General features: G+C 37.6%; 21 protein-coding genes. 9 read left to right on the top strand and 12 right to left on the bottom strand.

Features of this window, described 5'->3' with window-relative positions; translation table 11 throughout:
• Nucleotides 1-49: 49 nt before the first annotated feature.
• Entirely contained in the window at nt 50-745 is a 696-nt protein-coding gene (locus BS34_RS0109580; protein ID WP_051640785.1) for a PAQR family membrane homeostasis protein TrhA, read from the bottom strand.
• A 516-nt stretch (nt 746-1,261) separates the two neighbouring features.
• Between BS34_RS0109580 and dut the strand changes: the two genes are divergently transcribed.
• Nucleotides 1,262-1,717 carry a dUTP diphosphatase gene (dut, locus tag BS34_RS0109575; protein WP_369699488.1) on the top strand — a complete coding sequence of 152 codons (456 nt, stop codon included), beginning with the start codon at nt 1,262-1,264 and terminating at the stop codon, nt 1,715-1,717.
• 63 nt (nt 1,718-1,780) lie between these two features.
• On the opposite strand, the gene BS34_RS0109570 is transcribed toward dut, so the two are convergent.
• On the bottom strand, nt 1,781-3,757 hold the full coding sequence (locus BS34_RS0109570; protein ID WP_158661002.1) for a putative bifunctional diguanylate cyclase/phosphodiesterase: 1,977 nt from the start codon (nt 3,755-3,757) through the stop codon (nt 1,781-1,783).
• Between the two features lie 350 nt (nt 3,758-4,107).
• Nucleotides 4,108-5,313 carry an aminotransferase class I/II-fold pyridoxal phosphate-dependent enzyme gene (locus BS34_RS0109565; protein ID WP_029408301.1) on the bottom strand — a complete coding sequence of 402 codons (1,206 nt, stop codon included), beginning with the start codon at nt 5,311-5,313 and terminating at the stop codon, nt 4,108-4,110.
• A 470-nt stretch (nt 5,314-5,783) separates the two neighbouring features.
• Here BS34_RS0109565 and BS34_RS0109560 point away from each other — a divergent pair, with 470 nt between their 5' ends.
• The 4 genes from BS34_RS0109560 (at nt 5,784) to BS34_RS0109545 (ending at nt 9,006) form a co-directional block, all read left to right on the top strand.
• Complete coding sequence (locus tag BS34_RS0109560; RefSeq protein WP_029408300.1) at nt 5,784-6,269, top strand: YajQ family cyclic di-GMP-binding protein; 486 nt, start codon at nt 5,784-5,786, stop codon at nt 6,267-6,269.
• A gap of 94 nt (nt 6,270-6,363) precedes the next feature.
• Nucleotides 6,364-7,278, top strand: a complete 915-nt coding sequence (argB, locus tag BS34_RS0109555) for an acetylglutamate kinase (RefSeq protein ID WP_029408299.1) — start codon at nt 6,364-6,366, stop codon at nt 7,276-7,278.
• 44 nt (nt 7,279-7,322) lie between these two features.
• On the top strand, nt 7,323-8,135 hold the full coding sequence (locus tag BS34_RS0109550; RefSeq protein ID WP_029408298.1) for a mechanosensitive ion channel family protein: 813 nt from the start codon (nt 7,323-7,325) through the stop codon (nt 8,133-8,135).
• 106 nt (nt 8,136-8,241) lie between these two features.
• On the top strand, nt 8,242-9,006 hold the full coding sequence (locus tag BS34_RS0109545) for a sulfite exporter TauE/SafE family protein (protein ID WP_029408297.1): 765 nt from the start codon (nt 8,242-8,244) through the stop codon (nt 9,004-9,006).
• Nucleotides 9,007-9,121: 115 nt separating this feature from the next.
• Here BS34_RS0109545 and BS34_RS0109540 read toward each other — a convergent pair whose 3' ends face one another.
• The 4 genes from BS34_RS0109540 to nfo form a co-directional block, all read right to left on the bottom strand.
• Nucleotides 9,122-9,766, bottom strand: coding sequence for an OmpA family protein (locus BS34_RS0109540; protein ID WP_029408296.1), 645 nt, complete (start codon nt 9,764-9,766; stop codon nt 9,122-9,124).
• A 184-nt stretch (nt 9,767-9,950) separates the two neighbouring features.
• The gene (locus BS34_RS0109535; RefSeq protein ID WP_029408295.1) at nt 9,951-10,463 is read right to left on the bottom strand and encodes a SixA phosphatase family protein; all 513 of its coding nucleotides are present in this window, start codon (nt 10,461-10,463) and stop codon (nt 9,951-9,953) included.
• A 42-nt stretch (nt 10,464-10,505) separates the two neighbouring features.
• The gene (gene pyrE, locus BS34_RS0109530; RefSeq protein WP_029408294.1) at nt 10,506-11,150 is read right to left on the bottom strand and encodes an orotate phosphoribosyltransferase; all 645 of its coding nucleotides are present in this window, start codon (nt 11,148-11,150) and stop codon (nt 10,506-10,508) included.
• Nucleotides 11,151-11,290: 140 nt separating this feature from the next.
• Nucleotides 11,291-12,133 (bottom strand): deoxyribonuclease IV, encoded by an 843-nt coding sequence (nfo, locus tag BS34_RS0109525; protein WP_029408293.1) that lies wholly within the window; start codon nt 12,131-12,133, stop codon nt 11,291-11,293.
• A gap of 237 nt (nt 12,134-12,370) precedes the next feature.
• Here nfo and BS34_RS0109520 point away from each other — a divergent pair, with 237 nt between their 5' ends.
• Together BS34_RS0109520 and BS34_RS0109510 are read left to right on the top strand one after the other, a co-directional pair.
• Entirely contained in the window at nt 12,371-12,868 is a 498-nt protein-coding gene (locus tag BS34_RS0109520; RefSeq protein ID WP_029408292.1) for a hypothetical protein, read from the top strand.
• Between the two features lie 519 nt (nt 12,869-13,387).
• Complete coding sequence (locus BS34_RS0109510; RefSeq protein ID WP_051640784.1) at nt 13,388-14,482, top strand: flavodoxin domain-containing protein; 1,095 nt, start codon at nt 13,388-13,390, stop codon at nt 14,480-14,482.
• Nucleotides 14,483-14,554: 72 nt separating this feature from the next.
• Here the strand turns inward: BS34_RS0109510 and ppx are convergent, their stop codons facing one another.
• From ppx to BS34_RS0109485, 5 genes are all read right to left on the bottom strand, one after another.
• Nucleotides 14,555-16,087 (bottom strand): exopolyphosphatase, encoded by a 1,533-nt coding sequence (gene ppx / locus BS34_RS0109505; protein ID WP_029408290.1) that lies wholly within the window; start codon nt 16,085-16,087, stop codon nt 14,555-14,557.
• A gap of 178 nt (nt 16,088-16,265) precedes the next feature.
• The gene (ppk1, locus tag BS34_RS0109500; protein ID WP_084151608.1) at nt 16,266-18,413 is read right to left on the bottom strand and encodes a polyphosphate kinase 1; all 2,148 of its coding nucleotides are present in this window, start codon (nt 18,411-18,413) and stop codon (nt 16,266-16,268) included.
• A gap of 240 nt (nt 18,414-18,653) precedes the next feature.
• The gene (yidD, locus tag BS34_RS0109495) at nt 18,654-18,965 is read right to left on the bottom strand and encodes a membrane protein insertion efficiency factor YidD (protein WP_029408288.1); all 312 of its coding nucleotides are present in this window, start codon (nt 18,963-18,965) and stop codon (nt 18,654-18,656) included.
• Complete coding sequence (locus BS34_RS12680; RefSeq protein WP_051640783.1) at nt 18,955-21,753, bottom strand: putative bifunctional diguanylate cyclase/phosphodiesterase; 2,799 nt, start codon at nt 21,751-21,753, stop codon at nt 18,955-18,957. The genes yidD and BS34_RS12680 overlap by 11 nt, the downstream gene beginning before the upstream one ends.
• Nucleotides 21,750-22,796, bottom strand: coding sequence for an ABC transporter substrate-binding protein (locus BS34_RS0109485; RefSeq protein WP_158661001.1), 1,047 nt, complete (start codon nt 22,794-22,796; stop codon nt 21,750-21,752). The genes BS34_RS12680 and BS34_RS0109485 overlap by 4 nt, the downstream gene beginning before the upstream one ends.
• Nucleotides 22,797-22,992: 196 nt before the next feature.
• Between BS34_RS0109485 and BS34_RS0109480 the strand changes: the two genes are divergently transcribed.
• Nucleotides 22,993-24,342, top strand: a complete 1,350-nt coding sequence (locus BS34_RS0109480) for a dihydroorotase (protein ID WP_029408285.1) — start codon at nt 22,993-22,995, stop codon at nt 24,340-24,342.
• 118 nt (nt 24,343-24,460) lie between these two features.
• Nucleotides 24,461-25,660, top strand: a complete 1,200-nt coding sequence (locus tag BS34_RS0109475) for an EAL and HDOD domain-containing protein (protein ID WP_029408284.1) — start codon at nt 24,461-24,463, stop codon at nt 25,658-25,660.
• The last annotated feature ends 53 nt before the right edge of the window (nt 25,661-25,713 follow it).

Raw genomic sequence — 25,713 nt, 5'->3', positions numbered from 1 at the left:
TTCAAAGGTCTTAATAGGAAATGAATTTACGCCATGACCCTATTACTTTTTACCCTAGTACGGTTGGTGTTACATAAGTTGGGTTAGCATACCACACCGCAAAGAAATGGCTAATGCTGCCGCCTAATACAAATAAATGCCATAAGAAGTGACCATAAGCCAGCCTAGTGTCGGTAAGGTAAAAAACCATGCCCAAGCTATATGAGATACCACCGGTCACAAGCCAAAACATACCGATGCTTGACAGGTTGTTAATGAGTGGTTCAATGGCAATAACAATTATCCAGCCCATGACTAAATAAAGAATGTTGTCAAAAATAGGTCGGCTCATTGCTCCGCCAAAAACTTTTAAGCTAATCCCCAATGCGGCTAATCCCCAGGTAATACCAAAGAGAGACCAACCCCAGCCACCAGGTAAAACGCCAAGAGTAAACGGGGTGTAAGTTCCGGCAATTAAAATAAAAATCATTGAATGATCAACAATCTGAAAGGCGTTTTTTAAACGTCCATTAGGGACGGAATGATAGAGAGTCGAGCCTAAATAGAGCAGTATCATGCTAGCGGCAAAAATACAGACCCCGACAATGTAGCCCGTTTGTTCGCTATCTACAGCGTGAAGAATTAAAAAGGGTGTGCCCAGTATTATGGCTAATAATCCTAGGCCATGACTTAAGCTATTAGCCAATTCTTCACCATAGGTTTGCAGTCTATTTAGAGCGTTTTCAGGTGTGTGAATTTTAAACAAAACGTTTCCTTAACAATTAAGTGCGGTCTATGCATCTATTGATTGTAATTCAATTTACAGTAATGATAATCATAGTCAAAGCCAGTGTATAGGATTACATAAAATTATCCAATTAGGCTTCCTAAAAAGCGTCGCATTGCAGGGATTGTGTCATGTAAAATATAGGATATTGCACACTTCATTAAATATAAAGGGTATCCATATTTTGTGATTGATTATCCAGTATTGTAAAAAATTAACCACGAAGACACAGAGGCACGAAGATAAAAAAATAAATAAAAGCGATTCGAAAATCATAGCCTAACAATCTTAAGTCATGCCTATAAGCTCTGCATTTGTAAAGTTTAAAAGCGATTAATTTATTACGTTTAGTTTGGTTATTCGTTAAATTTAAGCTGGTATTAAATATTAGAAATCTTCGTGCTTTCGTGTCTTCGTGGTTAAAAGATTTATTTAAACAATCATAAAATACATATACCCAATATAAATAAATGTCTCAAGGAGACAATAATGACCATTCAAGTTGAATATAAAATTTTAGATAAACGTTTAGGTAATGAAATTGAAATGCCTCATTACGGTACCAAAGGTTCTGCCGGCTTAGACTTGCGAGCTTGTATTGATGAGGAGATGATTATTGAACCTGGTCAAACGGTATTGATTCCAACGGGAATGGCAATTCATTTAGATGATGCCGGTTTAGCCGCGATGCTATTACCTCGTTCTGGATTAGGGCATAAGCACGGAATTGTTTTAGGTAACTTAGTTGGTCTGATTGATTCAGACTACCAGGGCCCTTTAATGGTTTCTGTTTGGAACCGTAGTGATAAATCTTATAAAGTAGAAGTGGGCGAACGAATTGCACAGATGGTAATCGTGCCTGTTTTACAACCGGTGTTTACCCAAGTGGAAGAGTTTGGTGACGCTACTGAAAGAGGTGAGGGTGGGTTTGGCTCAACAGGGACCAAGTAGAGAGAGTGTTACACAAACTTCTTTCATACTACGTTCTTAATTATTTAGAGCGGTCAAAGATGTCTAAAGAAGCGTGTTTTCACGTTGATGTATAGCATAGAACTTTTCAAACTCTGTTGCGGGAAGCGATTCAGAAAATAAGTAACCTTGAAATGCTTGGCAGCCCGATTCATTTAAAAAATAAGCTTGGTATTTATTTTCAACGCCTTCGGCTATCACTTTTTTGTTGAGGGTGGTGCCAAGCTGAATGATGGAATCAACCAGTTTTTTCTTTTCTTGATTAGGTTGAACATAATCAATAAAGCTTTTGTCGATTTTTATGCCTTCAATAGGCAGTTGACTCAAATAACTAATCGATGAATAGCCCGTTCCAAAATCGTCTAAGTAGAATCTAAAGCCTGCTTCCTGCAGTTTATTTAAATCCTTAATGGCAACTGTTTTAGACTTAATTAATTCATATTCAGTAATTTCAAAGATAAAGCCGTTTAAATCTATGTTTAACTCTTCAATAATATGGGTCATTCTCAGATAGAAGTTGGCGGATAGAATATGTTTTACGGAAAGGTTTGCCGAAATCGTGATCGGTATATCCAGTTTTTCCCATTCTTTTTGCTGCATTGCCGCGGTTTTTACGACCCATTCACCAAATTCTACGGTGTGATAACCTTTTTCTATAAAACCAATAAAATCGACGGGCATGACTAAGCCTTTTTCTGGATGATTCCATCTTACAAGGGCTTCAGCGCCTATAATGCGTCGGCTAATTGAGTCTATTTGAGGTTGGTAATAAAGTTCAAATTCATCATTTTCAATGGCGGTTTGAATCTCTTTATCCATTGTATGCTCTAACTTAATTTGAGATTCTAATTCTTCATCAAAGAAGGCAAACTGATTTTTACCTAGATTTTTGGCTTGATACATAGCAATATCCGCAGACTTAATTAAGTTCTGCATAATATCGTTATCATCTTTATTATCTTTATTATCTTTATTATCTTTATCATGCGCTAGCCCAATATCTTTAGGGTAATTGGCTATTCCAATACTGGTGGTCACGTTAAACATGGTGTCGTTTATTTGAGTTGGCTGGGCAAAGCAGGCGTGGATGCGTGACATTACCGCTATTAAGGCGTGTTCATCAGTATGCTCGTTAAATAGAATAAGAAACTCATCTCCTCCTAACCGTCCAATTAAATCTTCCTGACGAATAATTCTTTTAAAATCATTTACGCATTTTTTGAGGAGTTCATCTCCCGCAGAGTGCCCCAATAAATCGTTAACATTTTTAAAGTTGTCTAAGTCGATTAGGGCAATGTAAAAAGAGTCTTTAGTTCTTCGACAAAGCTTAATTTTATTTTCAATCGCATTTTCAATATTTTTACGGTTGGCAATCTTAGTTAATGGATCGATATAAGCTAAACGCTGAAGTTTGTTTAGATTAGAGTCTTTTAGGTTTATAAGTTGGCGTTGTTTAAAACTAAACCAGAGACTAATGAATAACAGACCAATAAAAGAAAGTGTAAGAATTTGGTATAGTTTAATTTCTTTATAGCCATTGGTTTTCAACTCGATATAGTTTTGTTGAATATCTTTTGATGTTTCGTGTTCAAATTTTTTGGCTAAGTCGGATGTTTGGTTTATTAAATCGGTAAATTTAATAATGTCTTCTTCAGTTGGAGTCAGTTTTTGTGTGCGAATAATGGTTGATGCTTGTAATAACTGTTGTTTAGCTTGAACACTAAATTGAGTATTTTTGAGATAGTCTATTTCTGTAAAAGCTAATGCGTTATCTAAATAGTCAATGGCACTATTTAGTTGGTCTTCTTGCTGGTTTTTTAAGGCTGCAATATAGGTAGTTAGGCTTTTTTGGGCAAGTAAACTCATCTTAAAGTTTAAGTCTAACGTATCAACATTAATAATGTTTTTTTGAGACTGTACAACTTTTTCAGGTATTTGTTGTAGAGAGTATTGATAGTAAGCAAATAGAGGTGCCAATATCGTGATGATTAACAGTGGGGTTAGGATAGTATTCTTTTTCATTCTAGAAATTCTATTTGAGTCATCATCCATGTCCACAAAAGTAAATTACTTTCGTACTCTTTTATAGAGACCTTTGCACGAGAGTATGCACGAATAAAAATGGTTAAAATTCACCTGATTTTTGTTGAAAAACTTGCGAATAGCTAGCTATTCCCTGCGTTTTCCGCCGCAATCAGGCAAATTTTCCCTCATTTTTCTTTCGCACCTATCTCGTGCAAAGGTCTCTTATAGTTAAAAATAAAGAGGTTTCCATCTTATCAACTTAGGAGCAAAAGGGATAGGATTACCTTAAAAAAGCAATTCCTAAATAGTTAAACCTGAATAACTCAGAAGCATTTATTGTTAGTGGGTTAAATACTTTGATTAATCGATTTACAAAATTCGCTAATTTTTTTAACGGCCGCTTTTAATAGAGGTTCATCACAAGTGTACGCTAGGCGAACATGTTGATTGGCTTGAAAGTATCCAAAGTCTTTGCCTGGTGTAATAGCCACGCCCGTCTGCTGTAAAAGCTCAGCACAAAACTGTGCACTATTATCACTAAATTCTGAAATATCCCAATAAAGGTAAAAAGCCCCATCAGGAATCAGTTTGGGGGTGAAGCCTGCTTGTTGCATAGCGTTAATTAACACATTTCGACGCTGTTCAAAAACCGAGCGGCGAGCTTCTAAAGCTTGCAGGGCATCTTTGTCGAGTACTCTTAAAGCACCATATTGAGAGGGGGTAGGGGCGGCTAAAAATAGATTCTGTCCAAGTCTATCTAAAATAGGCATTAAAGGGTCTGGAGCGACTGTCCAGCCTAAACGCCAGCCGGTCATACCAAAAAATTTAGAAAAAGAGTTAATAACAATGACGTTTTGGGGGAGGTGCTGATTGGCTAAAATGCTTTCAGCAGGGCGCTCATAAACCAGGCCTTGGTAAATTTCGTCTACAATAAAATAAACATTTTTTTCAGCTAAAAAATTAGCCATGGCAATCAGTTCAGACTGTTCTATCACCGTTCCCGTTGGATTTGCTGGGGAAGCGACCATAACCACTTTAATTCCAGGTTGCCAGTTGGCTTTAAGTAACTCTAAATTAAGCTGATATTGTGTTTCATGTGAAACCGGAATGGCAAGTAGTTCGCCGTGCAGTAAGTTTACAAATTGACGATTACAAGGATAAGCAGGGTCTGCTAGTAAGACTTTATCTTTGGGATTTAATAGCGCTGTTAAGACTAATTGCAATGCGGTTGATGACCCTGGCGTTATCATAATATTTTGTGAATTAACTTTAGCGTGATAAAAATCAGCATAAAAATTCGCTAATTTTTCTCTTAAAGCAGGCAAACCCATAGTGGGTGTGTAATGAGTTAAGCCTTGTTGCATAGCTTGGTCTGCAGCTTGATGTATACAATTTAAAGAAGGGAAGTCTGGTTCGCCAATTTCCATATGAATGACCTCCACACCCTTGGCTTCTAGTGCTTTGGCTTCCGCTAATATTTTCATAACGTGAAAAGGTTGAATGGCTGAAGCGACTTGAGATACGTTTGGGTGAAATTCAGTTTTATTAGGCATGGTTTTTTGGTACAAAATTGAGTGATAGAACTGAATTATAAAGCTTATTGAGACCTTTGCACGAGAGTATGCACGAGTAAAAATGGTTAAAATTCACCTTATTTTTGTTGAAAAACTTGTGAATAGCTAGCTATTCCCTGCGTTTTCCGCCGCAAACGAAGAACTCGACGCCCGAAGGGGTAAGTCTAGAATTAGGTAAATTTTTTACCCTCAAGGGGTACTTACGCCTATTTTTCTTTCGCACCTATCTCATGCAAAGGTCTCTTAGTGAATAATGATTTATCTCATTTTGAGATATTTCTCACCTATCTCGAACATATCTCGAACCAATTTCTTGTAAAGCTCTCTGAAAGAATTCTTTCACTTTTTTCTTACATCCTCGACTCGCACAAAGGTCTCAAGTGGTAAAATAATAGAATTATTTTAAATTTAAAACCTACCAGGCCTGGTAGGGTTATTTTGGAGAGAATATGCCTTCTTTTGATATTGTTTCAGAACTTGATAAACACGAACTACTAAATGCTTTAGATCAAGCAAATAAAGAAGTGACAACACGTTATGACTTTAAGGGAACCGATTCTGAGTTTGAACTGAAAGGGACGAATGTCACCATGAAAACGCAGTCAGACTTTCAGTTAGACCAAATGTTTGATATTTTGGTTCAAAAAGCGAATCGTCGTGGTATTGATGTTAAGTGTATGGATCGTAAAGATGCGGATATTCAACTTAAAACCGCTAAACAAGAAATAGAAATGAAAGAGGGCTTAGATGCGCCTTTAGCTAAAAAAATTATTAAAGCGATTAAAGATTCTAAAATCAAAGTTCAATCGTCTAACCAAGGTGACAGTATTCGTGTTACCGGTAAAAAGCGTGATGATTTGCAGCAGGTGATGCAAATGTTAAAAGCAATGGAAGATTTAGACTTGCCACTACAGTTCAATAACTTTAGAGATTAAATCTAAGCTAGCCCTAAAAAACTTTACCTTAAAAACTTCACCTTAAAAAACTTCAGTAACCGGTTATAAAAAATCGATTGAGATAAAAGTAAAAATGAAAGTACAAAAGACTATGAACTTAAATAAAGAACAAGCTCAAAACATTGCTTCGGTATTAACTGAAGCTTTGCCTTATATTCAGCGTTTTGCCGGTAAAACCATTGTTGTTAAATATGGTGGTAACGCGATGACTGACGAAAAGTTAAAGCAAGGTTTTGCACGTGATATTGTGCTCATGAAATTAGTGGGAATGAATCCCGTTGTCGTTCATGGGGGTGGCCCTCAAATTGGTAACTTGCTAGAACGAGTTGGTAAAGAGTCCGAGTTTATTCAAGGAATGCGTGTTACAGACACAGAAACCATGGATATTGTTGAAATGGTTCTAGGTGGCCTAGTTAACAAAGAAATAGTAAACCTGATTCACCAAGCGGGTGGTAACGCCGTAGGTTTAACCGGTAAGGATGGTAATTTAATTTGCGCCACTAAAATGAAGATGAAGCGCAATGCAGCAGAATTAAAAGCACCGGAAATTATCGATTTAGGCCACGTTGGTGAAGTGGGAACCATTAATACAAAAGTGCTTGATATGTTGATTCAAGATGACTTTATTCCTGTTATTGCTCCAGTAGGCGTTGATAAGACCGGCCAGTCTTACAATATTAATGCCGATTTAGTTGCCGGTAAAATTGCAGAAGCTTTAAATGCCGAAAAATTAATGTTATTGACCAATACCCCAGGCCTGTTAGATAAAGAAGGTACATTATTAACTGGGTTAAATACGGAAAGTGTCGATAAGCTGATATTGGATGGTACAATTTATGGTGGTATGCTACCAAAGATTCAATGTGCTTTAGAAGCGGTACAAAATGGTGTGCACACGGCTCACATTGTTGATGGACGTGTTGAACATGCGGTTATGCTTGAAGTCTTTACGGATGAAGGTGTTGGAACACTTATTACTGCTCAGTAGAGTAAAATTACGATTTATAAAAAATAAAGGAAAGGAAAGGTACGATGGACTTAGATATTTTATTGAATGATTATGCCATGCCATGGGTCATTAAGGCAGTGATTGCCATTGCAATTTTTGTGATTGGTAGATGGGTTGTTAAAGTTATTGTAAATCTAGTGAAGAAACTCTTAAATCGTTCAGAAACAATGGACGAAATGTTAGTTAACTTCATCGGTTCTATTATTAATGCAGTGCTAATCTTATTTGTTATTATCGCTTCATTAGACCAGTTAGGTGTGGATACAACCTCACTAGTCGCATTAATCGGTGCTGCAGGTTTAGCGATTGGTTTAGCGTTACAAGGTTCAATGCAAAACTTTGCCGCAGGTGTGATGATTTTAGTGTTCAAACCATTTAAAAGCGGTGATTTTATTGATGCCGGTGGTGTAATGGGTGTGGTTGAAAACGTACAGATTTTCAGCACAACGATGCGTACGGGTGATAACAAAGAAGTGATTGTTCCAAACGGTGGTATTTATGGTGGAGCAATTACCAACTTCTCAGCACGAGATACTCGTCGTGTAGATATGGTTTTTGGTATTGGATATGACGATGACATTCGTCAAGCAAAATCAATTTTAGAGAAGTTAGTTGCAGAAGATGAGCGTATCTTAAAAGATCCTGCTCCAGTAGTCGCACTTTCTGAGCTAGGTGATAGTAGTGTTAACTTTATTGTTCGTCCATGGGTCAATTCAGGTGATTATTGGAATGTACTTTGGGATATGAATGAAAAAGTTAAAACCGAGTTTGATGCGGCTGGAATTTCAATTCCTTACCCTCAGATGGATGTACACCTTCAAAAGTCAGAAGATTAACGTCCACTTAAAAAAGTGTTATTGACTAAAGAAGCCACTCAATTTGAGTGGCTTTTTTTATGTCTGAAATTCAATCTCTAATGTAGATGTCGAATACAATAAGCACATGGACATATTTGAACAACTAATCTTATTTATTATTTCGCTAGTAGCGAATTTATTCTCAGCATTAGCAGGTGGTGGAGCAGGTTTACTTCAATTGCCTGCGCTTCTATTTTTAGGCTTGCCTTTTGGTACTGCCTTAGCAACTCATAAAGTCGCGAGTGTCTTTTTAGGGTTAGGAGCAACAGCACGGCATCTTAAATCATCAGAATTTGATTGGAAGTTTTCGGTTTACATTTTAGCAACGGGTTTGCCTGGAGTAGTGGTTGGCGCAAGTATTATTCTGCAAGTAGATGACAGAATTTCTCAAGGTCTATTGGGCGTATTAACTTTAGGTTTAGGTTTGTACTCTTGGTTTAAACCAAGTTTAGGACAAACATTAGATACAAAAAATAGAGACTTACCAGGCCTGGTAGTTGGTGGTTTAGTTCTGTTTTTAATTGGAGGGTTAAATGGTTCATTAACCTCTGGTACCGGATTGTTCGTGACCTTATGGCTAGTACGTTGGTTTGGTTTGGACTATAAAGCTGCAGTGGCCTACACATTAATATTAGTAGGGATTTTTTGGAATGGTTCTGGGGCAATTACTTTAGGATTTTTAGGTAATATCGAGTGGAGCTGGTTGCCAGCACTCATTTTAGGTTCGTTAATTGGTGGTTATCTAGGGGCGCATTTTGCCATAGTAAAAGGCAATCAATTAGTTAAACGTAGCTTTGAAGTGATTACGATTTTAGTTGGAATTTCGCTAATGCTTAAGGCAATAAGTTAAGTTGTGAGTTAAGTTATGGTTTAAGTTATTAAGTAAATCAGTAATATTTAGATAAAAAAATACCCGCTTAAAGCGGGTATTTTTTTCAACCTATGCCAGGTTTTGAAATGTTAAATTATTTAACAATTTCAACCTCAACACGACGGTTTTCAGCGCGACCAGCTTTGGTTGCGTTGTCTGCAACTGGTGAAGACTCACCCATGCCTTTAACCATCATGCGGTCTGCAGAAATACCTTTACCAGCAAGGTAGTCAGCAACATCTTGTGCACGCTTAACAGAAAGTGTTTGGTTATAAGCTTCAGGACCAGTGCTATCAGTATGACCAGTAATTGCGATTTTGCTGTCAGCAACTTCGTTCATGTAAGCTGCAAAAGTATCTAATTCAGGTACTTCTTGAACATCTGCTTTGTCAAAGTCGAAGTGACCAATGAATTTAGCTGGAGCCATAGGCGCTGGAGCAGGAGCTGGTGCTTCAACTACGGGTGCTGGTGCTGGAGCAGGAGCTGGCACAACTACTGGTGCTGGCTTAGGCTCAGCCCAACCTTCACATTTAGCGATGGCAGTGTCTTTGCTCCAGTGAATTGAACGTACACAACGGTTTTCGTTGTCACGAACGATACGACCCCACGAGTCAACAACATAGGCAGAAGTTCCGTCTGCCATGATGTCACCTTTTGCTTCAACAGAAGAGTGAGCTTGAACAGATCCAGCAGCGGCTAGAGAAATAACAGCAACAAGAGGAAGCAATTTAGTCTTCATTTTTGTATCCTTTTATATATATAAATTAAAAATTTTTACTTTTTCTAAATATAACATGTAATTTTGCCAAAATATAGTTATATGTGCTTTAACAATATCAAATTTGGTCTTGTTGTATTTAATATACGGGTTGAAGCGAGTAAAAAAAGGGTTGATTGACCACAAAACTGGTCTTTGCTAGTTTTTATAAGCTGTTTTTAATCTTTTTAGGTGTAATGAATTGTTGTAACTTTCCATCCATTGGCTCTAAGGAAGTCCAATCATTTGGCATGATTAAGTGAGCTAGCCCACAAGTGGGGAATAGTTGAACATGTGATGCATCTGGTTGAGCAACTAAATAGTTAAAAAGTGATTCTAATCCTGGGTTATGGCCAATGAGCATAATGCGTTCCGCAAAGGGAGCTTCAGCTAGAACTTGTTTAAGCTGGTTTATATCGGCCAGATAAAGTGATTCAACCGTAATGGCGGTTGCTGCGCATTCATTGCAAATTCGTCGTAAGGTTTGTTGGGCTCTTAGGGCTGGTGAAACTAAAATTAAATCTGGCATTAAATTATTTTGATTAAGCCATTTCCCCAGTTTAGCGGCATGCTTTTTGCCTTTATCAGATAGAGGGCGGTCGATATCGGCTAAATCTTCTTGTTTCCAGTCTGATTTAGCGTGTCTTAAAAGCATTAATTCACGAAGTTTACTTGCCATTATCTTCACCTGAAAAGAGTCTTTTCTTAAAGCGGTTAAGCATTAACCAATTCCGTATTCTGAACGATAGACTTTCATTGCATCTAAATAGTGTTGGCTTTGCGGGTCATTGGATTCTGCTAAATAGTTGATAATATCATTTAGGGTGATGATACTCATGACCGGAATTCCGTATTCTTGTTCAACTTCTTGAATGGCCGATAGCTCACCTTTACCTTTCTCCATGCGGTCAAGGGCAATGACAACACCCGCAGGTTTAGCGCCATTAGCAGTAATAATATCCATGGCTTCACGAATTGCCGTTCCGGCTGTGATGACATCATCAATAATCAGAACATTACCTTCCAAAGCGTGCCCAACAATATTACCTCCTTCACCATGATCTTTAGCTTCTTTACGATTGAATGCGTAAGGTTTATCAATATTAAAGTCATTGGCTAAAGAAACACTGGTCGTGGCCGCTAAAGGAATTCCTTTATAAGCTGGGCCAAACAAGACATCAAAATCAAAGTGAGATTCTGCGATAGCTCCGGCGTAACCTTTGGCAAGTTTGGCTAGTTGACCACCTGTATTAAAGAGGCCAGCATTAAAGAAATATGGGCTAATACGTCCCGATTTAAGCGTAAATTCGCCTAATTTTAAAACGCCAGTTTGCATGACGAATTCGATAAATTGATTTTTGTTCATTGAATGGATATGTTTTGTGTGAATAGAAGGTTATCTTACTCCATTCATTTTCTATGTCGCAAGTAGTATCTCTACGCAAAAGGAATCAGTCATACTTTTTTCTTACATCCCTGACGCCTGCAAAGGTTTTAGCCAGTTCTCTAATTCATCTTAGCCCAATCTTTAAGTTGCTGTATTTCATCTGCCCAAATGGATGGGTCAATGGTTTCTAATGTCATGGGGATATTATCAATACGTTTATCCTGCATTAGCTGTTTAAACATGTCCCAGCCTATTTCACCTTGACCTAAGCTGTGGTGCCGGTCTAATTTTTGACCGAGTTTGGATTTAGAGTCATTAATGTGCATACCTTTTAAATATTCAAACCCTACCACTTTTTCAAAGTCTGCCATTACACCTTGGTAATCATTTTTTAAATCGTAACCCGCCGTATAAGCATGGCAAGTATCAATGCACACTCCAATACGAGATTTGTCTTCAACCTTGTCAATAATATAAGCCAGTTGTTCATGTTTGTAGCCTAAGTTAGAGCCTTGTCCTGCCGTATTCTCTAAAACAGCAATAACGCCTTGTGTTTGGTCTAAAGCAAAGTTAATCGATTCGGTAATAAAGTCCATGCATTGTTCTTCAGATATTTCTCGAAGATGGCTGCCAGGGTGAAAATTTAAGCGATTAATGCCTAACTGTTCACAGCGTTGTAACTCATCTATAAATGCATTGAGTGATTTTTGGCGTTTATCTAAATCGGGATGACCTAAGTTTATTAGATAGCTGTCATGGGGAAGTATTTGATTTACCCCGTAACCAAATTTTTCACAGTTGTTTTTAAAGGAGTTTATGCTTTTTTGAGTAAGTGGTTTAGCGACCCACTGTCTTTGATTTTTAGTAAATAAGGCAAAGGCCGTTGCACCAATTTCATGAGCTCTAATAGGAGCATTTTCAACTCCTCCTGCTGCGGAGACATGAGCACCAATATATTTCATAATTATCCTAAGTTGGGAGTCGGGTTTAATGAGGCTTTAATGAGGTTTCAAGGAGATTCTAACAAAATTATAGTGATAAATTCTAAGTTGGCATATTTTCTGCATACAAGGTTTTACAAATAGAATAATAAAAATAACGACAAAAAACTGACAACTCTATGAGACTGTGCAAGTAAATATGGTCTCAAATATATACATAAAAAAGAGTTGTAGTAAAAGCACACAAGGATTAAAACCATGGCAATTGATTTAAGACAGGTGGAGCCACTGGGTTCAAAGAGTGTATTATTAGAACAAGCAATGCGCCGTAGTCGTGCAAATAATGGTTCTGATGATCGTTATGAAGACATGGATATGTCCGATATGATTACGCCTGATTTTGAATGGTTAAAAGAAGACAAGACCGCAATTGAAGCTTTAGTCAAACAGATGGATGCTTCAATAGGCCAACTAGCGGGTCAAATGCGTGATATGGATGAGCAAGCGAAAAAATCACGTTTTACCATCGAAAAAGAACAGCAGTTACTGTTTAAACAAATTAAGACATTAAATAGTTTACTTAAGCGTCAAGTAGAGGTTTTTGTGTCTGTAGAACGCCAAATGGCCGCTGTTGAAATGAAACAGAATAATTTACTTCCGCAAATAGGAATTGGTTTAATTGCTGGTTTGATGTCTGCCATTACCATTTTAGCAACGGCACCTTGGCTAACCGTTTTTGTGGAAAGTATTCGTTAAAATTTTCTCATAACGGTGTTGATTTAAACCTTTATTATTCTAGGTGCATAACATTAGTTAAAATATCAAAGTTTAGATATAATCTGACAGTACGGAAGTTGAGAAGCCTTTTAAATATTGAACCTTTGCCTTTAATTTTGTCACTCAGGCTTCCCGTTACTTTTTGCAATTTGGCAAAAAAGTAACCAAAAAACAAACCCCACTCCATAAATGGGCAAGTTCTAAGCTTGTGAACTGAAAACGCTGAACTCGCTACGCTCAAACAGCAGCGTTTTTTTACCGTTCACTACGCTAAGAACCTTGCACCATTTATTACAAGGGGACTTAAGGCGTTTGCCCAAGCTTCAATATTAAACACCTAAAAAATGCGAAATAACTCAAGCCTCATAGTGATTTGTTATTAAATTAGGTTAGTAAAGGACTGTTGTGCAGCCTGATTAAATTCAATTTAATACAGTTAAAATCTTTCAATTAACTGTAATTTAAGAAGTTTAGAACGGACTTTACGAACCTAATTTTATGAACCTCATTGTTAAACAAAACACCTGTATAACGCCTCATTCCAAAGAAAAATCTATCTTTTATCTAACGTTCTCAGCATTAGATGATAGTGAAGGCTTTAATTACCAGCCTGGTGATTGGTTAACCGTTCAACCACAAAATACCTCATTAATGGTTCAAGCCTTATTAGCCGCACTTAATTTACAGGGTGATGAACTCCTTGAATTAAGACGTGCAGGCCTGGTAACGGTTAAACAAGCTTTACAAAGTCATCTAGAGTTAACTCAATTAAATCCGGCTATTTTAAATAAACTTCAACGTCAATTAGGTTTGGGTGATTGGTCTGATAGGCAGGCTATGATGGATTATGCCTATGGGCGAGATATCTTGGATTTGTTAGAACTTTATCCTCAGTTAGCCGAAAAGGGCGTAGAGTTCTTAAACTATTTATCGCCATTAGCACCACGTTATTACTCGATTGCTTCTGCCGATGCGGGTAAAAATGAAGTGTCAATTTTATATAAAGCGGTGGAGTATTTAAACTTAGGGCGTCAACGATTTGGAGTCGCTAGTTATTTTTTACAGGAGGCACAACCAGGCCTGGTTGTTTCTGGTGAGTTAAAATCTAACCCTACATTTAAACTTCCTCAAGAAGCTAATATTCCCATTGTAATGATTGGTGCGGGTACGGGGTTGGCACCCTTTATAAGTTTTATGCAATACAGAAATTTGCAAAAATCAAACGGCCAAACAATAGGTGAAGCACTGCTGTTTTTTGGAGAGACTCATCAAAAGACAAATTGTCTTTTTTGTGAGGAAATTCAAGAATGGCAAAATCAAGGCTTAGTAGAAGCTTTTTATGCCTTTTCTCGTGATCAAGCTAAAAAAGAGTATGTGACCCAACGTTTATTGGAGCAGTCAGAAAAGCTTTGGACGTTAATTCATAACCAAGCTGAAATTTATATATGCGGTAGCCAAACCACGCTAGCGGTATCGGTTAAAGAAGTGTTTATACAAATCTTTCAACAGCAGGGAAATATGGATGAGGAAGAGGCAAATGCTTTCTGGAAAACACTTAAGCAAACTAAACGTTTGCAACTAGATGTTTATTAAGCTTTAAGAAAAGCTACCAGGCCTGGTAGCTTATTTTTAGCGTCTTGAATGGTCGGTTGAATTACCTTGTTTTTATTCTAAAAAGAGGGTAAATCCAAATTTAGAGAGGTGTTTGGCTTCCGACTCTAAATCTAAACGGGTTAGGGGGTGTTCAGCTAACCAATTTTGGTTAAATTCTATGTGTAACTCTTTATCATCGATAATACGTAATATGGGTTCTACTTGCTCTAAATCACGGCCACGATGAATTCGTACTGAAAGTCTTAATAAAACCGTAAGGTAAGGCATTAATGGTTTAATGCTGTCATCTATTTCTTCAAAATATTCTTCGCTATATTTTCCACGTTGGTTAACGACCAAAGCGCTTAATATCTGTTTTTCTTGCTGGTTAAAGCCAGCCATATCCGCTTGCGCAATTAGGTATGCACTATGGTGGCGTGACCGTTTAAAACTGATAGAAACCCCAATTTCATGAAGACGACAAGCCCATTTTAATATGCGTTTTAAATCATAATCATCAGAATGTAATTTCCAAGTGTTATGACTTTGTCTATATAAGGATTTGACCGTTTTAGCCACGGCATTAGCTTGCTCAATGTCTACTTTCATCCATTTTTGCATGGCTATAACGCTTATTTCGCGTACATCTTCTGCTTTTAGACGCCCTAAAGTATCAAAAATCAACCCTTCGCGCAGAGCATTAGAAGAGACTTGCATTCGTTCGATATTAAGCTCCATAAAGGTTGCGATTAGGATGGCTAAGCCACCTATTAGTACCGGACGGCGTTCATCTTTTATGCCTGCTAACTTACTGTTTTCTGCTGACCCAGCTTTAATCAGTTCTTTACTTAACTCAATCATACCTTGCAGGGTAATTCCAGATTCTGTCCAGCTATTGATTTCTAAAATAACGCCAATAGATTTAATTGTGCCTGAAGCGCCAATGGCGATATCCCAGCCTTTTTTACGCAATGTGCTGCGGTGAGGGCGTAATATCTGGCGACATTTAGAAACGGCGTTATTAAAATATTCTTCGGTAATTTTTCCTTTAGGAAAATAGTTTTGAGAGATGCTAACACAGCCCATTTCGGTACTGGTTAAATGGCTGTTTTCAAACTCTTTACCAATGATATATTCAGTACTGCCACCACCAATATCCATCACTAAGCGTTGTTCATTACTTGGTGGTAATCCGTGAGCAACACCAAGATAAATTAAACGCGCCTCTTCTTGCCCAGCAATAATTTGAATACTGTTGCCTAAAGCTTGTTTTGCTTGTTTTAGAAATTCACGACTATTGGTTGCATTGCGCAGTGTATTTGTGCCTACTGCTCTTACATTACAGGTAGGAATGTCTTTAATACGTTGTCCAAAACGTTCTAAACACTCAATACCTTCCTGAAACGCTTTATTGGATAGTTTGCCATTTTTATCTAAACCTGCACGTAAACGTACCATCTCTTTATGTTTATCAACGACTTGCATTTGTCCATGGGCTTCACGAGCAATAATCATATGAAAACTATTGGAGCCTAAATCAATGGCGGCAAATAAATCAGAGCTTGAGTGGTTTGGTTGATTAGAGGTTGTGAAGGGTTGTGTCATAGGGATATTCAGTATCTTATTTGGCTATGTTTGTAGACTTTTTTGATTTTGGAGTAGTGTACCGTTTTTGCTCAGGGTTGTCTTTATAACCCTCAATCAATATTCTTTATGATACCTTTGCTCCTACTATGTGTTTATGCCCGTGGGAGCAAAGGTCTTAAAAAGTTTGTATTGTTGGTTATTGGGCACTGTATTTTTCAATTAATAACGATTGAGCATTATAAGGCGCATCATGGTCTGCTGTTTTAGCCTGGTAACTTCCATCGGGCTGGAGAATCCAAGCACCGGTGTTGTCTTGTAAATACATGGCTAAACCTTCGGTATAAACTTGCTGAAAGCAGGTATCATCTAATATTGGAAAACAAGTTTCTACTCTAGATAATAAGTTGCGTCGCATCCAATCAGCACTTGAGCAGAATAGTTCTGGTTTACTACCGTTGTTTTCAAAATAATAAATTCGGTGATGTTCTAAGAAACGACCAATAATTGAGGTAACGGTGATGTTTTCTGACAGGCCTGGTATACCAGGTCGTAAACTACAAATTCCACGCACAATAAGGTCAATTTTTACACCGGCTTGAGAAGCTTTGTACAGGGCGTCAATCATGCCTTTCTCTTCTAAACCATTCATTTTGGCAATAATTCGTGCAGGCTTTCCTTGTTTGGCATTATTGGCTTCGCGCTCAATTTTTGAAATCATGCCACTCTTTAAAGTAAAGGGGGATTGTAGAAGCAATTCTAAATCTTTAGTATCGCCTAAACTGGTGAGCTGCTGAAAAATTTTAGACGCATCTCGACCAATGATTGGGTTGGCGGTAAATAAGCCAAAGTCTGAATAGAATCGCGTTGTAATATGATGGTAGTTACCTGTTCCCATATGGGTGTAATAACGAATACGGTCGTCTTCACGGCGCAACACTAATATCATTTTAGCGTGCGTTTTATAACCAACTACACCGTATACAACATGCACACCCGCATCTTGTAAGCGAGTAGCTTGTAAAATATTATTGTCTTCATCAAATCGCGCTCTCAGTTCAACCACCGCAGTAACTTCTTTACCATTTTGAGCGGCTTTCTCGAGTGCTTTAATAATCTCTGAATCTTCACCCGTACGATATAAGGTCATGCGAATGGCCAATACATCAGGGTCAACGGAAGCTTGTTTTAAAAAATCTATAACAGGGGCGAAAGAATCATATGGGTGGTGCAATAAGATGTCTTTTTGTTTGATTTTATCAAATAATTTTTCGGATTCTTTATGGCGCGTAAAAATTTTAAAGGCGTTTTTAGACGGACGTTTTTTAGTGGTTAATGGTTTTTGAGAGTAAGGTTTAAACAATAAGTCTGGGCGATTCGCCATGCCAGGTACTGCATCTAAACGGTGTAAATTCACTGGGCCATTAACTTTATAAAGCGACTCTTTATGTAAATTAAAACGGTCAAGTAAATAATCAATGAGGTGTTGTGGGCAATTGTCGGCAACTTCTAAACGAATGGCACCACCATACTGACGACCTGAGAGTTCTCCTCGTAAGGCGCTTAAGAGGTCATCCACTTCTTCTTCATCAATAAATAGATTTGTGTTGCGAGTAACTCTAAATTGATAACAACCCGTTACAGTCATGCCAGGGAAAAGTCGAGAGACATTCGCGTGTAATATGGATGATAGGAATATAAAGTCGTTTTCCCCATCAGTCGCGTCACCAGGAAGCTTGACTAAACGCGGTAATGAGCGTGGAACGGGAACTATCGCTAAACCATTTGAACGACCAAAGGCGTCTTTACCTTCTAAGGAAACAATAAAGTTTAAAGTTTTGTTGAGTACTTTTGGAAAAGGGTGTGAAGGATCTAATCCCACTGGGCTAAGTACTGGTTGAAGTTGGTCAATAAAAAACTTACTGATCCACTCTCTGTGTTGTTCCGTCCAGTGGTTACGGCGGACAAAACGAATATTTTCTTTTTCAAGTGCTGGAATAAGAATGTTGTTTAAGGTGTGATATTGTTCTTCAACAATCTCATGTGAGGCCTTTAATAGACAGTCTACAACTTGTTGAGCGGGCTGTTGGTCTGGCTGAGTTAAGGCATTAGAGTCTTTTGCTAGCTCCATTAATCCGGCTAAGCGAACCTCAAAAAATTCGTCCATATTACTACTGGAAATACATAGATATTTAACGCGTTCCAGTAATGGAATTTCTGCTTTGGTCGCTTGTGCTAACACTCTACGGTTAAATTCTAGCAAGCTACGCTCACGATTAATGTATTTGGGGAGCTCAGAGCTGATTTCAGCGTTTTTAGGAGTTTGGGAATTTTGAGTTTCTGGCATGGGTATCTCTAAAAATTTAAAACAATAGAATAAGCTGAATATAATAGGTAAATATAATAAGGTAACTAAGACCTATATTCTATAAGACCTACCTTGTAAGACTTTCATCGTACAAATACAGCTTTTTATTTTAGCTTGTTTAGAGTAAAAATGTGGGTTAGAAAAAAGAATTTATTATGACATTTTGGGATTACCAGGCCTGGTCGGTTTAATAATGAGTGTTCATCTACATAAAAAGTTTTAATCGTTAATCGAAGAACTGGAATCAGGTGGTGTGGAATCGGGTTGGTTTTTTTCACATTGCTTTTTGCAACCACAAGTGGGTACAGGGTCAACGCCTCCGGGGTTTGCAGGGTGGCAACGTCCAATACGTTTTATAGCTAGCCAGCTTCCGCATATCACGCCATGGGTTTTTATCGCCTCAATGGTGTAGCTAGAACAGGTTGGGTAAAAACGGCAACGTGGTCCAATAACCGGGCTAATAAACAGTTGATAAAACCGCACTAGAGCAATCAGAATCCAGGCAAAAGGGTTTGGAAAATTATTGAACATTGTTAGAATCTGTAAAAACTTCATATTGGAACTGGCAGTCATTGTCTTGTAGCCAGGTTTCTAAATCTGCAATCGCTAGAGGTCGGTTAATGTAATAGCCTTGAGCATAATCACAATTTAAATCTTTTAAAAAGGTGAGTTGTTCTAAGGTTTCAACCCCTTCCGCAACCACTCGCATATTTAAACTATGTGCTAGATTGAGTATCGCTGTAGCAATACTAATATCTTCCTCTTCTTGGGGTATGCCATCAACAAAGCTTTTATCTATTTTAAGAACACTCAACGGAAATTTTTTAAGGTAGCTTAACGAGGAATAGCCTGTACCAAAATCATCCACGGATAACCCAAAGCCATTTGCACGAATATCGTTAAATCGGTCTATATTTTCGGTAGCGTTACTCATAACGGTACGTTCTGTCAACTCAATTTCTAATAAGTGGTTATGAAGTTTAGACTCTTGCATAAGCTCATTAATAAAGACTAAGAATTGTGGGTTTTCAAACTGTACGCTACTAACGTTAATTGCAATATGTAATTGATTAAACTTTGTGTCTTTCCAAAGATTAAGCTGTTCTATACTCTGCTGCGCAACCCATTCACCTATTGATAAAATTAAATTGCTTTCTTCAGCAATGGGAATGAATTTATCTGGCGGAACAAAGCCTAAGGTAGCATTGTTCCAACGGATTAAGGCTTCTACACCAATAACTTCGCCAGATTGTAAGTTGACTTGTGGTTGATATACCAGTGTAAATTCATTGTTTTGAATTGCTGTTCTTAAGTGCTTTTCAATTGAAATGCGTTCAGCTAAATCTTTTTCCATTGATTGGTGGTAAATGGAGTAGGTGTTTTTTCCAACGTTTTTGGAATGGTACATGGCGGTATCAGCATGCCGTAATAGGGTGTCTATATCATTTCCATGATCAGGATAAAAAGCAAGACCGATACTTGCTGATACGCGGAGCTCATCATTATCAATTTTAATCGTACGTTCAATTTGGTTAAGTAATCTTAAAGAAATTTGCGAGGCAGCGTTTTCGTCAACTTGGCTAAGCATAACCACAAACTCATCACCACCAAATCGGCAAATATGCAGTATGGTTTGATGGCTGCGTAAGGTGCTTTGAATTCGTTTTGCAATAACTTTTAACAGCTCATCTCCAACGCTGTGGCCTAAAGAGTCATTGACTTCTTTAAACCCATCTAAATCCATGAATAACAGAGCAATCGTTTCATCAGGTTTATCTATAATATGTTTTTCTACCGCTTGTTTAAAGAAAGTGCGGTTTTCAAGTTCGGTTAACGCATCATAATAGGCCATTTTGGCAATGGCTTCTTCTGCTTGGCGCTGATAGGAGATGTCTTTAATAAATAAGCTAATTTCAATTTTATGATTGACTTCCATTTTTGAGACGGTTAACTCGGATGTTATTTTTGAGTGATCCCTATTTAATAGATTGATTTCAGTTCGATTAGGTTTGTCTTCAGCCTGTGCAAGTTCTAATGCTGCGTAAAATATCTCAACTAAAGGTTCTTGGTCCCTCAACTTCTTACCTTCTGGAAGATACGTGTCTAAGTCAAAGATTAATATTACTATGCATTGATTTAAAGCTTCCTCTTTGGTGTAACCAAATAGTTTTTCGGCTTCAGGGTTCCAGTCAAGAATATAACCATTTTCATCGGTAATGATGACCGCATCTTGCGAAGTTTCTAATAGCTGAAATAGACGAGTTTTAAGTTGTCTTAAATTTTGTGTATAGGTAATAAAAAACAGAATAATTAGGGTTACTAATATATAAGCCATTAACCCTATGGTTAGCGTTTTAATCAATTCAGATAAATTGATTTGGCTGATATACCAGCTCTGAATTACATTAATATTGGGTGTTGAAACACCGGGTAAAATGGGTAATCTAAATTGGGTTTTTAAGTTAAGCAAATCGTCAATAGGGGTTTTATGGTGCTGATTGTTTAACAAAATGTTAAAACTGTTCTGTTGGGTTTCAACCATTGAATAACTTAAGTTATCAAAGTTGAAAAAATGATTAATTTCTTCTTTTAGGTTGGTTAACGCGGGCTGTAAAATAAAAACGATACCGCGAGTTTGTTTAAGTCGTTGGACATGCGTCAGCTGGGCTGGAGAATTTAAATAAATTGGAACAAAGCTCATTTTATAAAGTTTTTTATCACTTATTCGGTTTAAGAGCAGGCTTTTAGGTTTATTACTTTTTACAGCTTCAGTAAAACTGTTTATGATTTGAGGAATACTGAATAAATCCTCTGATAAATAAACTGAGTTTGCTGGTGTAAGCGGAATAATCGATGTGACGGCTAAAAAACCATACTTCTCATTTTTAGTTTCTTCAGAAAAAAGGTGAGAGTTTGAAATCTTAAAAGATTCATAGCCCATGTTGTATTGTTCTTTCTCAATCTCAGTTTGGCGTTTTCGTGAAATAAGCTCCGCTAATCCAATAATATGGTGACTCTGACTCTCACCGTTTTTTTGTATACCTAATGCAAATTCTCTAAAGGCGGGAAACGATTTAACGGTTTGGGATGTATAAAATTCCGAAAGCCCACTTAGCAATGTTTCGGTGCGTTTTTGTTCAATTTGTAAGTTTTGGGTAATCGCTTGGGCTTTGTTTTGAATAATGTTTTTTTCGCTGTTAAATTGCGAAGAAATATTGAAAACACCCAGCGCAATAAGCCAAATTAATCCTATAGCTACCATTGCCAGTGTTTGGCTTTTTTTAATTTTGGGAGAGGCAGGTCTTGATATAGCGTTCATTTATTGCCCAATGAATCATAGATAAGAGCGTGCGAGAAAGTATTCTCTGGTAATAGCTTTTTAAATGGTTTAGCAATCTCCGGATTAATCCATAACTGGAAGTTTTGATTTGGAACGACGGATATTTTACCAGGAGCAACGCCATTTAAAATAGCGATAGCGGCTTCTCCAGACCAGGTTCCCTGTTCACTTGCGATTTTGTTCATTCCTAAGGCGACATACGGCATCATAAAGTCTTGCGTGGTCACTGAGATTTTATGGTTATGTGTTTTAATCCATTCTAAATTCTTATTATGGTCCCAAGTTTTGAGTGCTGCTCGATTTGAAAAAAGGATAATATCCACATTAGGGTCTTCTTGAAGTTGTTTGTATACACGGCGCCACTCTTGCTCTGTTTTGATGGCAAAGGTTGAGCCTTCAATAGACCATTTTTGTTTAAATTGGTTAAAGTTAGCAATGTCTTTTGCGGCGGAAGTTCCCTGTGTTGTTAAAAATGCGATATGCGTTTTGGAGGGTTGAATGCTGAATAACAGTTTAAAAAGACTTTCGGTAGGGTTTTTTTCAACCATTCCAGTGGTGTTTTTATAAGGTAGCCCATAATGAGCTCCAGAATGATTTACACCACAAAAAACAAAAGGAATAGCGCTATCTTTATAGTAAGGTTCTAATACATATCTAACCGCATTATCATCTGAAACAATAACCACCTTGGGAGATTGTGTTTCAATAAATTTTTTGGCCTCTAAGCCTATATTTTTTAAGTCAACCTTATTCGTTACTTTCTTACTATTCATAAAAAAGGTTTTAATTTTACAATGGCTTTTGAGGGTATTGGTTAAGCCTTGTTGAATGCCATCTTGCCAACTATAACCTGGTGCGTAACTAGCAATATAGACGCAAACAGGAAGGCTTTTGTTGCCCTTAAACTCTATAGGCTGTGCCCCGTAAGCGGAAAAACTTAAGCCGAATGATAGCGATATTATTAGACAATAACGATAGTAGTTGCTAGCTCTGGAGGCTAATTTATGAAAAGTGTATGGCATAACGGTCATTGTATATAAAATAAGCTCATTTAAATATCTAATTTAATGATTTTAAAGATTTTGAAATGAGAGTGTTAATCTTTTTGGTATAAATGTTTTATGAGTTGAAAACATCTCAAAATATTGGCTTGATTCAAGCTAAAATAGCAAATTAATGCTCTCTATCAACAAAATGCACTGTTAAAGGAATTTATCTATGTCTCAGGCTAAGCTCAAACGAATATTAATTTCTCAAGCTACAATGGTTAACGAAGGGTCCAAGTCGGTAGGAGATGTGTTAATCGCGGACGGACGCATTATTAAAGTTGCAGCTAAGATTGATGAGCAAGCTGATCAGGTCATTGATGCTAAAGGTTTAACGTTACTTCCTGGAATGATTGATGACCAAGTGCACTTTCGTGATCCAGGGTTAACGTCTAAAGGGGATATTGCCACTGAGTCTAAAGCTGCAGTCGCAGGTGGAACCACCACCTTTATGGATATGCCAAATGTAAAACCAACCACCACAACAATTGAAAACTTAGAAGCTAAATACCAAATAGGGTCTGAAAAAGCCTGGACTAACTTCTCTTTTTATTTTGGTGCAACCAATGACAATTTAGAAGAACTTAAGCAAGTGAATCCAAATACAGTCTGCGGCGTAAAGGTTTTTATGGGGGCGTCTACTGGTAATATGTTAGTGGATAGAGAGCAAGCTTTGCGTGATATTTTTACCTACAGCCCAACTTTGATTACCACTCATTGTGAAGATACGCCGATGATTAAAGCGCAAGAGGATAAATATAGAGAAGAGTACGGTGAAGACATTCCAATGTCAGCTCATCCAGAAATTCGCTGCCGAGAAGCATGTTATAAATCTTCATCTTTTGCGATTGAATTGGCGAAAGAGACTGGAGCTGATTTGCATGTATTGCATTTAACGACGGCAGAGGAAATGGCGTTGTTTGAACCCGGCCCGGTCGAAGGTAAAAAGATTACCGCCGAAGCATGTGTGCATCATTTATGGTTTACTGAAGAGGATTATGCAACGCGTGGTACCTATATAAAATGTAACCCTGCTATTAAAAAACAGTCTGACCGAGATGCCATTCGACAGGCGGTAAAAGAAGGGCGTATTGATATTATTGCGACTGACCATGCTCCGCATACCGATGAAGAAAAACAAAACAGTTATTTCATGGCACCTGCGGGATTACCTCAAGTTCAGCAATCTCTGACGGCACTTTTAGACATGGTTCATGAAGGGGTGTTTGATATTGAAACGGTCGTTCAAAAAACGGCCCATAACGTGGCAATACGCTACCAGATAGAAGACCGTGGCTATATCCGTGAAGGATATTGGGCTGATTTAGTCTTGGTTGATATGAACAAACCGCATACTGATGATAAAGCGCATAATCTCTATAAGTGTCAGTGGTCTCCTTGGGAGGGCCACACATTTAAATCGTCTGTGATTAGCACACTAGTTTCGGGTGAACTTAAGTATCACCAAGGTGAATTTGCCGAGTTTACTCCTGGCCACCGTTTGCTATTTAACCGTCGTTAACAGCATAATTTGGTTTGGTTAGTGTAATATCGTAGAATTAAAAGGCGAAAACGCTCAAACTTAACTGTGACCGTATGATACAAAGGTCTCTTAACTATATAAATAAGCGGGATAAAAAATGTCAGAAGTGTTTATTGGAAGGCAACCTATTTTAGATAGAGATATGCAGGTTTTTGCCTATGAACTTCAGTTTCACCAAGGTTTAAACCCAAATAAGCAGACGTTGCAGTCTACACTTGAGCTCATTAAAAAAACCGAAGAAGAGATTGGCTTTCAATCGATTGTTGGTAACCATAATGCTCTCATTCATCTTCCTAAAGAGCTTATTAATAAAGACAACTTACCGGTTTTTGATAGCAATAATCAATTAGTTTTAGAGATTCCAAACAATGTTTCTAAAGACGTGAATGTTTTACGTAACTTAAAAGAGTTAAAGTCTGAAGGTGCGGGAATTGCCCTGCATGACTTTATTGATAATGAATCAAGTATTAAATTGGCTACGATTAGTGATTATGTAAAGATTGACACAGAATCTGTTTCTGAAATTGCGATGAAAACAATGCTGGAAACACTGCATAAAAAAGGCATTAAGGTTATAGCGGAAAAAGTCGAAACGGAGGAAATGTTTGAGCACCTTAAAAAACTTGGGTTTGACTATTTTCAGGGCTATTTCTTTACCAATCCGATTATTATCAATGGTCAAAAATTAAGTGGCAATAAGTTAACCTTGTTGCAACTCTTGGCTAAGGTCAATGACCCTAATACTGACTTTGAAGAGTTGTCTATGATTATTAGTCAAGACGTGGCTTTAAGTCATAAGTTATTAGTCGCGATTAATAACCCAGCGGCAATGATTCCGATTAGGGTTGAAAGTGTGGCAGATGCATTAAAGTATATGGGCTTAAAGCGTTTAAAGTTTTGGGTCAATATGCTGATGTTGTCAAGTATGGATGAAGTACCACAAGAGCTGTTAACCACTTCATTAATGAGAGCTAAGTTTTGTGAATTATTGGCCATTGCTTCAGAGCATGAGAGAGATAAAGACAGTTTCTTCTTAGTCGGGTTATTTTCAACTTTAGGCGCATTTTTTAGAATGCCGATTGCTGAAATTGTCTCTGAAATGCCTTTGGCTGAAGAATTAAATGAAGCGTTAATTAATAAAGTCGGGCCTATGGGAGATGCTTTAAAAGTATTGATTGCCATTGAACAAGCTAATACAACTTTAAAAATGCTGCACTATGATGGACTAGAAATTGGGCAAATTGGATCTAACTTTATGGCCGCTAATGCGTGGGCGCAACAGGTTATCACAAGCTAGTTATCACAAGCTAAGTAAGTCATAGAAAGTTGTACGAGTTCTACTCGTACAAA

Origin of the sequence: Thiomicrorhabdus sp. Milos-T2 (assembly GCF_000702325.1) — a bacterium.
Lineage (GTDB): Bacteria > Pseudomonadota > Gammaproteobacteria > Thiomicrospirales > Thiomicrospiraceae > Thiomicrorhabdus.
This window is presented reverse-complemented; position numbering and strand designations above follow the sequence as displayed.

Excerpts from the sequence above, each read along its gene's own strand:
- BS34_RS0109570 (WP_158661002.1), bottom strand. The coding sequence starts at position 3,757 with ATGAAAAAGAATACTATCCTAACCCCACTGTTAATCATCACGATATTG.
- BS34_RS0109565 (WP_029408301.1), bottom strand. The coding sequence starts at position 5,313 with ATGCCTAATAAAACTGAATTTCACCCAAACGTATCTCAAGTCGCTTCA.
- BS34_RS0109560 (WP_029408300.1), top strand. The coding sequence starts at position 5,784 with ATGCCTTCTTTTGATATTGTTTCAGAACTTGATAAACACGAACTACTA.
- argB (WP_029408299.1), top strand. The coding sequence starts at position 6,364 with ATGAAAGTACAAAAGACTATGAACTTAAATAAAGAACAAGCTCAAAAC.
- BS34_RS0109550 (WP_029408298.1), top strand. The coding sequence starts at position 7,323 with ATGGACTTAGATATTTTATTGAATGATTATGCCATGCCATGGGTCATT.
- BS34_RS0109545 (WP_029408297.1), top strand. The coding sequence starts at position 8,242 with ATGGACATATTTGAACAACTAATCTTATTTATTATTTCGCTAGTAGCG.
- BS34_RS0109540 (WP_029408296.1), bottom strand. The coding sequence starts at position 9,766 with ATGAAGACTAAATTGCTTCCTCTTGTTGCTGTTATTTCTCTAGCCGCT.
- BS34_RS0109535 (WP_029408295.1), bottom strand. The coding sequence starts at position 10,463 with ATGGCAAGTAAACTTCGTGAATTAATGCTTTTAAGACACGCTAAATCA.
- pyrE (WP_029408294.1), bottom strand. The coding sequence starts at position 11,150 with ATGAACAAAAATCAATTTATCGAATTCGTCATGCAAACTGGCGTTTTA.
- nfo (WP_029408293.1), bottom strand. The coding sequence starts at position 12,133 with ATGAAATATATTGGTGCTCATGTCTCCGCAGCAGGAGGAGTTGAAAAT.
- BS34_RS0109520 (WP_029408292.1), top strand. The coding sequence starts at position 12,371 with ATGGCAATTGATTTAAGACAGGTGGAGCCACTGGGTTCAAAGAGTGTA.
- BS34_RS0109510 (WP_051640784.1), top strand. The coding sequence starts at position 13,388 with ATGAACCTCATTGTTAAACAAAACACCTGTATAACGCCTCATTCCAAA.
- ppx (WP_029408290.1), bottom strand. The coding sequence starts at position 16,087 with ATGACACAACCCTTCACAACCTCTAATCAACCAAACCACTCAAGCTCT.
- ppk1 (WP_084151608.1), bottom strand. The coding sequence starts at position 18,413 with ATGCCAGAAACTCAAAATTCCCAAACTCCTAAAAACGCTGAAATCAGC.
- yidD (WP_029408288.1), bottom strand. The coding sequence starts at position 18,965 with ATGTTCAATAATTTTCCAAACCCTTTTGCCTGGATTCTGATTGCTCTA.
- BS34_RS12680 (WP_051640783.1), bottom strand. The coding sequence starts at position 21,753 with ATGAACGCTATATCAAGACCTGCCTCTCCCAAAATTAAAAAAAGCCAA.
- BS34_RS0109485 (WP_158661001.1), bottom strand. The coding sequence starts at position 22,796 with ATGCCATACACTTTTCATAAATTAGCCTCCAGAGCTAGCAACTACTAT.
- BS34_RS0109480 (WP_029408285.1), top strand. The coding sequence starts at position 22,993 with ATGTCTCAGGCTAAGCTCAAACGAATATTAATTTCTCAAGCTACAATG.
- BS34_RS0109475 (WP_029408284.1), top strand. The coding sequence starts at position 24,461 with ATGTCAGAAGTGTTTATTGGAAGGCAACCTATTTTAGATAGAGATATG.